Source organism: Variovorax sp. VNK109, from assembly GCF_049445855.1.
In the GTDB taxonomy this organism is placed as follows: Bacteria; Pseudomonadota; Gammaproteobacteria; order Burkholderiales; family Burkholderiaceae_C; genus JAGOCV01.
On record NZ_JBMSDV010000001.1, the window covers coordinates 126,527 to 140,191 of the forward strand.

A 13,665-nucleotide genomic window follows, 5' to 3' on the forward strand; every position below is an offset into this window, starting at 1 on the left:
TTGTTATGTGATCAGTTGTCGTACAACTACGGTCGCGATTATCAGCATGCTCGATTTCGTCTGTCAACAGGACAAATCCGGCTGCTGGGCGAGCCCGGCTTACTAGATAGGAATTCGCACTCGTGTTGTACGATGACTTACAACAAAATACGGGTTTCTACTTGGTTCTAGGCTTGCTGACGAGCGCGGGGCGGCAGCGGTACCTGCCTCCGCGAATGTCCCCCGCCGCTCCAGCGGCTCCTCCTTTATTTCGCTGCGGCAGGCACCGCTACCGCCCCGCTCCGGGACTTGCGTGGAACTCGAGAGGCGAGAACGCCTGCCGCCATCGGGCTAGGCTAGGCCTTCACGCGGGTTTGCGTGAAGCCCAGCTTTTGTAGATCGAGCGCCAGTGAAACAGACTGCGTCCATCCGCCTTAGACGGAATTTCGCTTCATCGAAAAACGCTAGCTGACATCAGGCCGGTGTCTGCTCTCCGGCCTCTTTCGGGTTTGGATTCAAGTACCCGGCAACAGCAGACTTCAGTCGGTCGGCGTGATCGAAGATGTCATCCACGCTAGCCAACGCGATGCGCTCTTCCTCTTTGTTGTCGTCGAACAAGCCGAGAATCAGTCGATTCTCATTGTTGAACCTCAGGCGGCAGATCGGGCGTCGATTGTTGTCGTCGAACAAGATCGCACAGTAACTCGCAGCGTCTCGAATGCTGACTCTTGAAGGCTTCACCAGAGGACGGACGATGGCGCGAATGATCTGGAATGCCTCCACTTCGAGAGCGGATGGCTCTGCGCCCTCTGGGACAGGCGCAGGTTCGCCCGCATTCTCCAGTTCCGCTGGCGCAAGTGTCGGCTCGGGGCTCATGGCTCCCTTCAGGCGTTCATTGATCTTGTCGCCGATTAGCTGCTGGAAAGCTCGCTTCGTGATGAGCGTGAACTGATCCTTCACAGTGCTGCGGAACTGCTTTCCGACCAGGAACTCAGCGGACACGAGTCGCACGAAATCTTCGGGCGGGTTGATCATCCAATCATTGAGCGTGTTCTGGATGGCCCTCGTGTACTTCAGATGGTTGGCTGTCGTGAGGATGTTCTCGAGGTCGAACGCGGACTTCGCGAACTTCTTCAGTTCTTCGACCTCTTGCTCACGGAAATCAAGGATGTTGAACTCGAAGAATGGCTTCTCATCCATCTTGTTCGGCTTTTCAAGGTCAGTGAAGAAGCGATACGTCAGGCCGTTGGTGAGTACGCCGAATCGAGCTTCGGTGACGTGGAAGTAGCGGAACAACTGCGAAGCATGATTGATGTGGAGGTCTCCGCCGCTCTTCTTGCACTCGAACAGCATGATGGGCTTGCCATCTTTCAAGATGGCGTAGTCGACCTTCTCGCCCTTCTTCGTGCCCACATCTGCAACCAGCTCGGGAGTAACTTCATTCGGGTCGAATACGTTGTACCCGAGCAATTGAATGAAGGGCATGACCATCGCATTCTTGGTCGCCTCCTCAGTGCTGATTTTCTCTTTCGCATCCGCCACGCGCGATGACAAAGCCCTGAGCTGGTCAATGAAGTCCATGCAATCCCTCTCCAGTGTTTTCGTGTTTTGACGCACGAATTGTCAACAGGAGTGCTCGCCAAGGCAAGCAAAAAGTTCTCAGTCAGAACGGCCACTTTTGCGGGCTTAACCGAGCAGGACATTGACCAGTCCGAATTGCAGACGACAACCAAACATCCTAACGAATGCTTTCCCGATCTCCACCACGCCTCCCGCCTGAGAGGCCGGGGTGAACGGCGCAGCGAAATAAAGGAGGAGCCGCTGGAGCGGCGGGGGACATTCGCGGAGCTGTTTACCCCGGCCTCTCAGGCCGCGCGCAACAAACGACCGGGGAAATCAGTCATCCCCACGAACCCGCCCACGCAGACTTTTCACGCCGCTGCGCGAAGCCTTGCCTTCCAGCCGCCGCACTTTCGAAGCCAGCGTTGGCCTCGTCGCCTTGCGCTTCTTCCGCACGACGGCCACGCTGTCCACCAGTTCCTGCAAACGCTCGATGGCTTCCGCCCGGTTCAGCAACTGGCTGCGCTGCGTCTGCGCCTTGATGACGACGACGCCCTGCTCCGTGATCCGCTGGTCATCCAGTGCCAGCAGCCGGGCCTTGATGTCCTCTGGAATCGACGAAGCGCGGATGTCGAAGCGCAAGTGGATCGCGCTCGACACCTTGTTGACATTCTGCCCGCCCGCGCCCTGCGCGCGGATGGCGGTGAGTTCGATCTCATCCGCCGCCAGCGCGACGAGCGGCTGGCGAGCGCTGCCTCGCGTCAAGCCGTCACCGGCACCAGGAACTCGCGGCTGATGCGCGTGCCCAGTTCGTTCACGCGGTCGAGGAACTGCGTGAGGAATGCATGCAGCCCGGTGGCGAGGATCTCGTCGATGCGGCCGTACTGCAGGTCGGCGCGCAGCTTGCCGGCACGGCGCAGCGTTTCGCTGGTCGGGTCTTCCGCCACCATCACGAGGTTGCTCACCACTTCGTTCAGGCTGGCGGCAAGAGAACGCGGCATGTCCGGGCGCAGGATCAGGAGTTCCGCCACACGCTCGGGCTTGATCACGTCGCGGTACACCTTGCGGTAGATCTCGAAGCCCGAGACGCTGCGCAGGATCGCGCTCCAGTGATAGAAGTCGTACTCCTGGTCCTTCTCGCTGGCGGCGCCGAAGAAGTCGCTCTGCACGGCGTGGAACTTCACGTCCACCAGCCGCGCGGTGTTGTCCGAGCGTTCGAGGAAGGTGCCCATGCGCATGAAGTACAGCGCTTCGTCCATGAGCATGGTGCCCACGGTCACGCCACGCGAGAGGTGCGAGCGGAACTTCACCCATTCGAAGAACTGGCCAGGGTCGCGTTCGAACTCGCCGCTCTTGAGCATGCGGTTCACTTCGAGCCAGGTCTGGTTCTGCGTCTCCCACGTCTCGGTGGTGAGCGAGCCGCGCACCGCCCGCGCGTTTTCGCGTGCAGCGCGCAGGCACGAAATGATGGACGAGGGATTGTTCTCGTCCTTCACCATGAACTCCATCACGTCCTGCGGAACGATCTCGCCGTACTTGGCGTTGTACGACGGCAGCAGCTCGCTGATGGACAGCAGACCCTGCCAGCCCATCTGCGCGACGGCGGCGGATTGCGGCAGCAGCGAGGTCTGGTAGTTGACGTCGAGCATGCGCGCGGTGTTCTCGGCGCGCTCGGTGTATCGGGACATCCAGAAAAGGTGGTCGGCGGTACGGGACAACATGACTTCAGCTCCTTGCCTGCTGTGACTGGCTCTGGCTCTGGGACGGATACAGCCCGTCTTCGAGGATCCAGGTGTCCTTGGTACCACCGCCCTGTGACGAGTTCACGACGAGCGAACCTTCCTTCAATGCCACGCGGGTCAGGCCGCCGGGCACCATCTGCACCTCCTTGCCCGAGAGCACGAAGGGTCGCAGGTCGATATGGCGCGGCGCAATGCCGGATTCGACGAAGGTCGGGCAGCTCGACAGGCTGAGCGTGGGCTGCGCGATGTAGCCGCTGGGGTTGGCTTCCACGGCCTTGCGGAAGTCCTCGATCTCGGCCTTCGTCGCTGCCGGGCCGACCAGCATGCCGTAGCCGCCTGCGCCGTGCACTTCCTTGACGACCAGGTCCTTGAGGTTGGCCAGCGTGAATTTCAGGTCTTCCGGGTTGCGGCACATGTACGTGGGCACGTTGTTCAGGATGGGCTTTTCGCCCAGGTAGAACTCGATCATCCTGGGCACGTACGGGTAGATGGACTTGTCGTCCGCCACACCCGTGCCCACGCCGTTGCACACCGTCACGTTGCCGGCCTTGTAGGCCTTCATCAGCCCGGCCACGCCGAGCGTGGAGGTCGGGCGGAATACTTCGGGATCGAGGAAGTCGTCGTCCACACGGCGGTAGATCACGTCCACGCGCTTCAGGCCGCGCGTGGTGCGCATCCAGACGAAGTTGTCCTTGACGACCAGGTCCTGCCCTTCGACCAGTTCCACACCCATCTGCTGGGCGAGGAAGGCGTGTTCGAAGTAGGCGCTGTTGTACATGCCGGGCGTCAGCACCACGACGGTGGGCTCGGCCGTGGCCGGCGGTGCGGAAGCGCGCAGGGTTTCGAGCAGCAGGTCGGGGTAATGGGCGACCGGTGCCACATGGTTCTGGCTGAACAGCTCGGGGAAGAGCCGCATCATCATCTTGCGGTTCTCCAGCATGTAGCTCACGCCGCTGGGCACGCGCAGGTTGTCTTCGAGCACGTAATACTCGCCGTCACCCTTGGCATTGGGGGCGCGCACGATGTCGATGCCGGCGATGTGCGAGTAGATCTGGTTGGGCACCGTCACCCCGACCATCTCGGGGCGGAACTGCGCGTTGTTGACGATCTGCTCGGCAGGCACGACGCCGGCCTTGATGATTTCCTGGTCGTGGTAGACGTCGTGGATGAAGCGGTTGAGCGCCGTGACGCGCTGCACGAGCCCTTTTTCCATGCTCGACCATTCATGGGCCGGGATGATGCGGGGGATGAGGTCGAACGGGATGAGGCGTTCGGTGCCGGAACCGTCTTCGTCCTTGGCACCGTAGACCGCGAAGGTGATGCCCACACGGCGGAAGATCATTTCCGCTTCGTCGCGCCGGGCCCGCATCACGTCGGCGGGTTGCCGCGCCAGCCACTTGTCGTATCCCTTGTAGTGGTCCCGCACGCTGCCGGCAGCGTCGTGCATTTCATCGAATTTCAGCATGGATCGCTTTTCTCCTGACGACAGGATAGCAATTTTCGGGCCTCATGATGCCAATATCTGCGCGCGACGTTGCGCTCGCAATGCAGTTGCCCGGGCGCGGATGATGCCCATCGTGCGGCACCGCACTCGGGGCTGGTGGCGACATGGATACCCTGCGATTCGTAGCGCTCGCGTATTTCCGGCGCCGGGTGTCCGAAGCGGTTGCGGTAGCCCGCCTGCACCACGGCCAGCGTTGGAGCAACCGCCGAGATGAAGGCGGGTGAAGACGATGTCTTGCTGCCGTGATGTGGCACCAGCAGCACGTCGGCCTTGAGGTCCGCATCGCTGGCCACCAGCGCCCGCTCCTGGGCCAGCTCGATGTCGCCGGCCAGAAGGGCGGCCGCGCCGCCTGACGAAATCCGCAACACGCACGACAGCGCATTCGATTTCGCACGGGCTTCATAGTCCTGCGGCTGGGGATGCAGCATCTCGAAGCGCACGCCGTCCCAGGTCCATTGCTGCCCGGCTTCGCAGCGTGTGGCCGGGCGGATGGCCTGCAACTCATGCTCCGGCTCGATGGACGCATACAGGTCGGCCTGCGGCTGCATCGCCAACACCGCAGGCGCGCCGCCGGTGTGGTCGATGTCGCGATGGCTGAGGACGACCCGGTCCACCCGCTCGCCCAGGGCGCGCAGTAGCGGAACGAGTACCCGATGCCCGGCGTCGGACTCGCGCGAGAAACGCGGGCCGGTGTCGTAGACCAGCGTGTGCGCCGCCGTCCGCACGAGCACCGCATTGCCCTGCCCGACATCGGCGGCGATCAGTTCGAACTGGCCCTGCGCCGGTCTTGCCGGCTGCCACAGCACGAGGGGAAGCAGAAGCACCACCCCTTGCATGCGCAGCACCCAGGGCAAGCGCATGACCAGCACAGCACCGCCGAGCACCCCGGCCGCGCCGACCCACCACGGCGAAGCCGCCATGGAGAACGTCGCCAGCGGCCATGCGGCCATCTGACCGAGCAGCCAACCCAACGCCTGCACGCAACCGGCAGCAGCCACCCACAACGGCGCCCACAAGCAGCCCGCCAACGAGAGCGGCGTCACCAGCAGCGTGACCCAGGGAATCGCGATCAGGTTGGCCAGCAGCCCCACCACCGACATCTGCTGGAAAAGAAGCAGACCCAGCGGGGCAAGCGCCAGCGTGACGATCCATTGCTCGCGCAGCAGCTGCCAGGCGCGCTCCCGGAATGCGTGCAGCAGGCTGCCGGTCGAGTTGTCAGCTGCCGCGCCCTGGAGGGCTTTGTGCCCGCCTCCAGGATCCGTCGCGAAAAGCACACCCACTGCGACGAAGCTCAGCCAGAAGCCCGCCTGCAGCAGCGCCCACGGATCCACCGCCAGCACCACGCAACACGCCAGCAGCCACACATGCGGCCACGGCCAGCGCCGACCGCACAGGCGCAGCAGCGCCACGGTGGCCAGCATCAGCACGGTGCGCTGCGAGGGCACGCCCCAACCACTGAAAACGGCGTATGCCGCAGCCATCGACACGCCCAGCACCAGTGACGCCAAGGGCGCAGGAAAGACCAGGCAAAGACGCGCCGATCGCCGCCACAGCACTGCCGTCACCGCTGCGGCCAGCCAGGCAAACATCGTGATATGCAGTCCGGAAATGCTCATGAGATGCGCAACACCGGTTGCACGAAAGACGTCCCAGTCCGCGCGCTCGATGGCGCGCTGGTCGCCCACAGCCAAAGCAGCCACCACGCCGGCGGCACGCGGGCTGTCCACCGCGGCCAGGATGTCGTCACGCACGGATTGCCGCAGCCGCTCGACCGGCTTCGACCATGAGCTTGCGAGCCGGCGCGGGTTGTCGCCCGCCCCCGTGCGGACATAACCGTTGGCCTGCACGCCCTGCTCCCAGAGCCAGAGTTCGTAGTCGACGCCATGCGGATTGCGATGACCGTGCGGCCGCTTGAGCCGCACGGTGAGCTCCCACCGGTCGCCTGCGACCAACTCCGGCACGGGCTGCGCGGCACCCTGCGCATACCAGCCGATATCGATCAGTGGCGGAAGCCGCACGACTTGCCCGCGCAGCGTCGCGTGCTCGACGTCGAATCGCATGCGAGTGCCGTCCTCCTGCCGTTGCGGCATGGCAGCCACGACGCCCACGATGCGCAGGTCCTGCCCCTCCAGCGCTGCAGGCAGCGCCCCGGACGCGAAATGACTGGCGCGCAAACCGCAAAGCGAGAACGCCAACGCGACCTGTGCCAGCAGGATCACGACCACACCCAGCCATTGCCGTCGTTGCCGCCGATGCCCGGACTGCGGGCCACGCCACTTCGACGCGCAAAACAACGCGCAAAGCCAGCCCAGCACACCCGCGATCAGCCAAAGCGTCAGCACAACCGGGTTGGGGAGTGATGCCAACTGAAGATGGATGGCAGTACCGGCAACCCAACCCACCATGGCCGGCCACAACGCATCGGTGGGCCAGTCGTTGTTTGTCTCGTGAAAATGCATGCAGCGGAGCACAACGCGCCATCATTTCTTCATGCCGACTGGCTCGGGACTTGCTAGGATGGCCGTGTTTCCATGCTTTCCGAGACAAGTGCATGTCCATCCACGCAGCCCTGAACCACGTCACCCACTACAAATACGACCGGCCCGTCAACCTGGGCCCGCAGGTCGTGCGCCTGCGTCCGGCGCCGCATTGCCGCAGCAATGTCATCTCGTATTCGCTCAAGGTCGAGCCCGCGCAGCACTTCATCAACTGGCAGCAGGACCCCTTCGCCAACTACCAGGCCCGCCTCGTCGTGCCGGAGAAAGTCACCGAGTTCAAGGTGACGGTGGACCTCGTGGTCGAGATGGCGGTCTACAACCCGTTCGACTTCTTCCTAGAGCCGAGCGCCGAGAAATTCCCGTTCAAGTACGGCGACGAGTTGAAGGCCGAGCTCGCGCCCTACCTCGTCACCGACCCGATGACGCCCCTGGTGAAGGCGTATCTGGCGCAGATCGATCTCACCCCGAAGCCCACCATCGACTTCCTCGTGGCGATCAACCAGAAGGTGGCCGGTGACATCCGCTACCTGATCCGCATGGAACCCGGCGTGCAGACGCCGGAAGAAACGCTCGAGCTGGCCGCCGGTTCGTGCCGCGACTCGGGCTGGCTGCTGGTGCAATTGCTGCGTCGCATGGGCCTGGCCGCGCGCTTCGTTTCGGGCTACCTGATCCAGCTCACACCCGACGTGAAATCGCTGGACGGCCCGAGCGGCACCGACCACGACTTCACCGACCTGCACGCCTGGTGCGAGGTCTACCTGCCCGGCGCCGGCTGGGTCGGCCTGGACGCTACGTCGGGCCTGCTGGCCGGCGAAGGCCACATTCCGCTGGCCTGCACGCCCACGCCGTCGAGCGCCGCGCCCATCGAGGGCGGGGTGGACGAGAGCGAAGTGGAGTTCGCCCACCACATGCAGGTCACGCGCATCTACGAATCGCCGCGCGTCACCAAGCCCTACACCGACGAGCAGTGGACCGACGTGCTGGCCCTGGGCGAGCAGGTGGACCGGCAGCTCATCGCTGGCGATGTGCGTCTCACGCAAGGCGGTGAGCCGACTTATGTGGCTGTCGACAACCGCGACGCCGCAGAGTGGAACACCGACGCGCTCGGCCCCACGAAGCGCGGATTCGCCACCGAGCTCGTGCAGAAGCTGCGCGCCGAATACGGTGACGGTGGCTTCCTGCATTTCGGGCAGGGCAAGTGGTACCCGGGCGAGCAGTTGCCGCGGTGGGCGCTCTCGATCTTCTGGCGGGCCGATGGCCAGCCGGCCTGGAAGAACCCCGACCTGTTCGCCGACGAGCGGCTGCCCTCGAAGTACACCAGCGACGACGCGCAGCGCTTCATCAACACGCTGGCCGGCAAGCTCAACCTGTCGGACAAGTTCATCGAACCCGGTTACGAGGACGTCTGGTACTACCTCTGGCGCGAACGCCGCCTGCCGGTGAACGTGGACCCGTTCGATTCCCGCCTGGACGACGAACTCGAGCGCGCACGCCTGCGCCGGGTGTTCGACCAGAAGCTGGACACCGTCATCGGCTACGTACTGCCGCTGCAGGCCAACGACGGGCCGGCGCTCTCCGGCCCCGTCTGGAGCACCGGCCCCTGGTTCTTCCGCGACGAGCGCATGTACCTGATTCCCGGCGACTCGGCCATGGGCTACCGTCTGCCGCTGGACTCCATGCCCTGGGTCAGCAAGGGCGACTACCCCTACCTGATCGAAGTCGATCCGATGGCGCCTCGCGATGCGCTGCCGGACGCCGGCTCCATCCAGTCGCGTTACGCCGTCCCCTATCAGGCGGGCAACACCCCCGCCACGGGAGAAGCCACGCGCCGCATGCAGGACGTACTGGGCACGCGAGGATCGGGCGCACAAGGCTCCGCAGCCGGCGCCGGGGCTGGCTCCAGCGCTGGCGCGGGCCGGGGCACGGGTGAGGGTCGGGCCACGGTCGATCTGCAAGCCGAGCCCGCCGATTTCGTGCGCAATCCCAACCGCTTCGAATCGGCCCACTGGATCACCCGGACCGCGCTCTGCGTGGAAGCGCGCGACCCGCGTCGCGCGAACGGCCCCAAGGCCGAGGCCGTCGGTACGAAGACCGGCGTGCTCTACGTCTTCATGCCACCGCTGGCACGCCTGGAAGACTACCTCGACCTGCTCGCTGCGGTGGAAGCCACAGCGCAGGAGCTGGGCGTGAAGATCGTGCTCGAAGGCTATCCGCCGCCGCGCGATCCGCGCCTGAAAATGCTGCAAGTCACGCCCGACCCCGGCGTGATCGAGGTGAACATCCACCCGGCGCACAACTGGGGCGAGCTGGTGCAGCACACCGAGTTCCTCTACCAGGCCGCGTTCGAGTCGCGCCTGTCGGCCGAAAAGTTCATGACCGACGGCCGCCACACCGGCACCGGCGGGGGCAACCACTTCGTGCTGGGCGGCGCGACGCCGGCGGACAGCCCCTTCCTGCGCAAGCCCGAACTGCTGGCCAGCCTGCTGCTGTATTGGCACAACCATCCCAGCCTGTCGTACCTGTTCTCGGGCATGTTCATCGGCCCGACCAGCCAGGCGCCGCGCGTGGACGAAGCGCGCAACGACCAGCTCTACGAGCTCGAAATCGCGCTGAGGGAAATCCGCCGCAACCGCGAGGTCCATGGCCAGGAGATGCCGCCCTGGCTGGTGGACCGCACGCTGCGCAACGTGCTGATCGACGTGACCGGCAACACCCACCGCAGCGAGTTCTGCATCGACAAGATGTACTCGCCCGACGGCTCCACCGGTCGCCTCGGCCTGCTGGAACTGCGTGCGTTCGAGATGCCGCCACACGCGCGCATGAGCATCGTGCAGCAGCTACTGCTGCGCGCGCTGATCGCCCGCTTCTGGGCCAGGCCCTACGAGGCGCCCGCGACGCGCTGGGGCACCGAGCTGCACGACCGCTTCCTGCTGCCCACCTTCGTGAAGATGGACTTCGACGACGTGATCGCCGAGATGCAGGCCGAAGGCTATGCCTTCGATGCGTCGTGGTTCGCGCCGCATTTCGAGTTCCGCTTTCCGCTGGTTGGCGAGGTCCAGTCGCGCGGCATCGAACTCACGCTGCGCAACGCGCTCGAGCCCTGGCACGTCATGGGCGAAGAGGGCGCGCCCGGCGGCACCGTCCGTTACGTCGACTCGTCGCTGGAACGCATCGAGGTGCGCGTGACAGGCCTGAACGAAAGCCGCTACGCCGTCACCGTGAACGGCCGCGCCCTGCCCCTGCAGCCCACGGGCACCGTCGGCGAATTCGTGGCCGGCGTGCGCTACCGCGCATGGAACCCGCCTTCGGCCCTGCATCCGACCATCGGCGTGCATGCGCCTCTGGTCTTCGACATCGTCGACACCTGGATGAAGCATTCGCTGGGCGGTTGCCAATATCACGTGGCGCATCCGGGCGGCCGCAACTACGTGACCTTCCCGGTCAATGCCTACGAAGCAGAAAGCCGGCGTCTCGCGCGCTTCTTCCGCATGGGCCATACCCCCGGCGGCCTCTCGATTCCGCCGGCCACCATCAACATGCCGGGCAGCCGCGAGTTCCCGTTCACGCTGGACCTGCGCAAGCCGGCCGGCACCTGACAGAGGCTGACTGCGTCCGACTTTGTCATCCATCGTCAAATAAGTCGCATCAGCACAACATGCGATCAGCCAATTCGGCTGATCGCGCGTTTAGCGAACACTACAGATGTGACAATTCGTTGACACGTGGAAAAGCAAAGCGACTCCCTCTTCTCTGACCACGCCCTGGAAGCACCCGCCGAGCTGGCCTCGGCGCTGGCCCCCCGGGCGGTTCGCGGCCACTTCGACGAACTGCGCGACGGCGCGCACGACCCCGATGCCGAAGCGACAGCAGAGTCCGGCTCCGGCATCGCCGCGCCGTGGGAAGAGTTCTTTACCCATCTCGGCCACGAAGGCTTCAACGACCTGACCCGCCGCACCGCCAACCTGGCCCGCCAGGTGCGCGACAACGGCATCACGTACAACGTCTACGCCGACACCAACGGCCCGCAACGGCCCTGGTCGCTCGATCTCTTCCCGCTGATCATCTCGCCCGAAAGCTGGGCGCAGATCGAAGCCGGCGTGCAGCAGCGCGTGCGCGTGCTCGACCGGGTGATGGCCGACGTCTATGGCCCGCAGAAACTGCTGGCCGACGGCTTGTTGCCCCCGGCGCTGGTGCAAGGGCATCCCGGCTACCTGCGTGCCATGCACGGCGTGAAACCCGTGGGCGGCACCCACCTGCACATCGCCGCGTTCGACCTCGCACGCGGCCCCGACGGCAACTGGTGGGTGGTTTCGCAGCGCACGCAGGCTCCCTCGGGCCTGGGCTACCTGCTGGAGAACCGCCTCATCATCTCGCGCCTGTTCCCGCAAGCCTTCGAGGCCATGCAGGTGCAGCGCCTGGCCGCCACCTACCGCGCGCTGGTCGAAGGGCTGAAGGCCATGAGCCCGGCCGGCGCCAATTCGCACATTGCGCTGCTCACGCCCGGCCCCTACAACGAAACCTATTTCGAGCACGCCTATCTGGCGCGCTACCTCGGCCTGACGCTGGTCGAGGGCAGCGACCTGACGGTGCGCGACCAGAGGCTGTACCTCAAGACACTGCAGGGCCTGCAGCCAGTCCATGGCCTGCTCAAGCGGCTGGACGACCAGTTCCTCGATCCGCTCGAACTGCGCCCCGATTCCACGCTGGGCGTGCCGGGCCTGCTGCAAGCCATCCGCGCGGGCAACCTGCTGGTGGCCAACGCGCCGGGCTCCGCGTTCCTCGAATCGACCGCGCTGCTCGGCTTCCTGCCGGCGCTGTCGCGTCATCTGCTGGGTGAGGAACTGCTGTTGCCCGCCCTGCCGACCTGGTGGTGCGGCGAACGCGCCGCCATGGAGGAAGTGCTGCCGCAACTGGGGGAATGCGTCGTCAAGCCGACCTACCCCGGCATGGCGAGCCACGGATCCTTCGACGCGGTGCTCGGCCGCAGCCTCTCGCGCCGCGAACTGGACGAATGGTCCGGCCGCATCATGCGCCAGGGCGACGAACACACGGTGCAGGCTTATCTGCCCATGTCGCAGATGCCCACGTGGCAGGACGGCCTGGGTGGCCGCGCGCGCATCGCGCCGCGCTCGGCCATGCTGCGTGTCTTCGCCGTGGCCAGCGGCGAGCAGACCTGGAATGTGCTTCCCGGCGGGCTGGTGCGCATCGCCACTGCCGATGAAGAGATCGCCTCCATGCAGCGTGGTGGCAGCAGTGCCGACGCCTGGGTGCTCACACGCGACGAGGTGGACCACACCACGCTGCTGCAGCCGCACCTGACTCCCTTCGAAGTGGCGCACCGCAAGCGCCTGGTCACCAGCCGCGCCGCCGAAAACCTGTTCTGGCTCGGCCGCTACACCGAGCGCACCGAGAACACGATCCGCCTGGCCCGGCTCACCCTCGAATGCCTGAACGGCGAAGACCAGTCCTCCCAGCCGCTGCTGACCTGGTTGACCGAACTGGCCGTGCACACCGGGCTCGTGCTGCCCACCGTGCCGGCCGCCACGCAGGCGCGCCGCGTGTTCGAACGCTCGCTGATCGCTGGCCTGGGCAACAGCGAGGTTGCCACCAGCGTGGGCTTCAACCTGAGCGCCATCAAGTCGGCGGCCACATCGGTGCGCGAGCGCCTGTCGCACGAACACTGGAACGTGATCGTCCACGCGGAGCGCGAGTTCTTCCTGCGTTGCGCCGAGCACGTTTCGGAGGGCGACTATTCGCCGGTGGAAGCCGTGCGTGTGCTCGAAGCCGCGAGCGGCCACATGGCCGCGATGACCGGCGCGCAGACCGACCGCATGACGCGCGACGACGGCTGGCGCCTGTTGTCCATCGGCCGGCACATCGAGCGGCTGGGCTTCCTGGCCGGCGCGCTGGCCGAAGGCTTCGAGACCGGCGCCGTGCACGACGAGGGCGGCTTCGAAGCCATGATCGCGCTGTTCGACAGCACCATCACCTTCCACGCCCAGTACCAGCAAAGCCGCGACGTCGCCGCCCTGCTCGACCTGCTGGTGCTGGACCGTGACAATCCCCGTTCGCTGGGCTGGGTGGCGCAGACGCTGCGCGGCCGCCTGGCCAAGCTGGCCGGTAGTGCGCCGACCGAAATGAGTGCACTCGGCCAGCTGGTGCCCGACCCGTCGTCCTGGTCGCTGGAACAGCTCTGCGGACTCGACGACGATGGCAAATACGCGATGCTGCTGGACCTGCTGAACCAGTGCACAGCCGCTGCCTATCACGTATCCGATACCATCAGCGCCACCTATTTCACCCATTCAGGCGAGTCCAAGCGCAGCGTCGGCGCCTGACACGCCCGCGCGGGCGAACCGAACGCCTCCCGCCAAGTCTCCCG

7 protein-coding genes are annotated in these 13,665 nt (G+C 65.3%); 2 read left to right on the plus strand and 5 right to left on the minus strand.

The features are described 5' to 3' along the window. Window positions 1–453 precede the first annotated feature (453 nt). The 5 genes from ACO2Q9_RS00580 to ACO2Q9_RS00600 form a co-directional block, all read right to left on the minus strand. Window positions 454–1,560, minus strand: coding sequence for a type I restriction endonuclease (locus ACO2Q9_RS00580; protein ID WP_423307239.1), 1,107 nt, complete (start codon window positions 1,558–1,560; stop codon window positions 454–456). Window positions 1,561–1,875: 315 nt separating this feature from the next. After that, entirely contained in the window at window positions 1,876–2,304 is a 429-nt protein-coding gene (gene arfB, locus ACO2Q9_RS00585; RefSeq protein ID WP_423307241.1) for an alternative ribosome rescue aminoacyl-tRNA hydrolase ArfB, read from the minus strand. Then, window positions 2,301–3,260, minus strand: coding sequence for an alpha-E domain-containing protein (locus ACO2Q9_RS00590; protein WP_423307243.1), 960 nt, complete (start codon window positions 3,258–3,260; stop codon window positions 2,301–2,303). Before ACO2Q9_RS00590 ends, arfB begins: the two co-directional genes overlap by 4 nt. A gap of 4 nt (window positions 3,261–3,264) precedes the next feature. Beyond that, the gene (locus tag ACO2Q9_RS00595) at window positions 3,265–4,746 is read right to left on the minus strand and encodes a circularly permuted type 2 ATP-grasp protein (protein ID WP_423307245.1); all 1,482 of its coding nucleotides are present in this window, start codon (window positions 4,744–4,746) and stop codon (window positions 3,265–3,267) included. Further along, complete coding sequence (locus ACO2Q9_RS00600; protein WP_423307247.1) at window positions 4,740–7,244, minus strand: DNA internalization-related competence protein ComEC/Rec2; 2,505 nt, start codon at window positions 7,242–7,244, stop codon at window positions 4,740–4,742. Before ACO2Q9_RS00600 ends, ACO2Q9_RS00595 begins: the two co-directional genes overlap by 7 nt. 92 nt (window positions 7,245–7,336) lie before the next feature. Here ACO2Q9_RS00600 and ACO2Q9_RS00605 point away from each other — a divergent pair, with 92 nt between their 5' ends. Together ACO2Q9_RS00605 and ACO2Q9_RS00610 are read left to right on the plus strand one after the other, a co-directional pair. Beyond that, entirely contained in the window at window positions 7,337–10,879 is a 3,543-nt protein-coding gene (locus ACO2Q9_RS00605) for a DUF2126 domain-containing protein (RefSeq protein ID WP_423307249.1), read from the plus strand. Between the two features lie 126 nt (window positions 10,880–11,005). Further along, window positions 11,006–13,621 (plus strand): circularly permuted type 2 ATP-grasp protein, encoded by a 2,616-nt coding sequence (locus ACO2Q9_RS00610; RefSeq protein WP_423307251.1) that lies wholly within the window; start codon window positions 11,006–11,008, stop codon window positions 13,619–13,621. The last annotated feature ends 44 nt before the right edge of the window (window positions 13,622–13,665 follow it).

Bases quoted from the DNA above. Each gene is read 5' to 3' on its own strand.
- ACO2Q9_RS00580 (WP_423307239.1), bottom strand. From the start codon at position 1,560: ATGGACTTCATTGACCAGCTCAGGGCTTTGTCATCGCGCGTGGCGGAT.
- ACO2Q9_RS00590 (WP_423307243.1), bottom strand. From the start codon at position 3,260: ATGTTGTCCCGTACCGCCGACCACCTTTTCTGGATGTCCCGATACACC.
- ACO2Q9_RS00595 (WP_423307245.1), bottom strand. From the start codon at position 4,746: ATGCTGAAATTCGATGAAATGCACGACGCTGCCGGCAGCGTGCGGGAC.
- ACO2Q9_RS00600 (WP_423307247.1), bottom strand. From the start codon at position 7,244: ATGCATTTTCACGAGACAAACAACGACTGGCCCACCGATGCGTTGTGG.
- ACO2Q9_RS00605 (WP_423307249.1), top strand. From the start codon at position 7,337: ATGTCCATCCACGCAGCCCTGAACCACGTCACCCACTACAAATACGAC.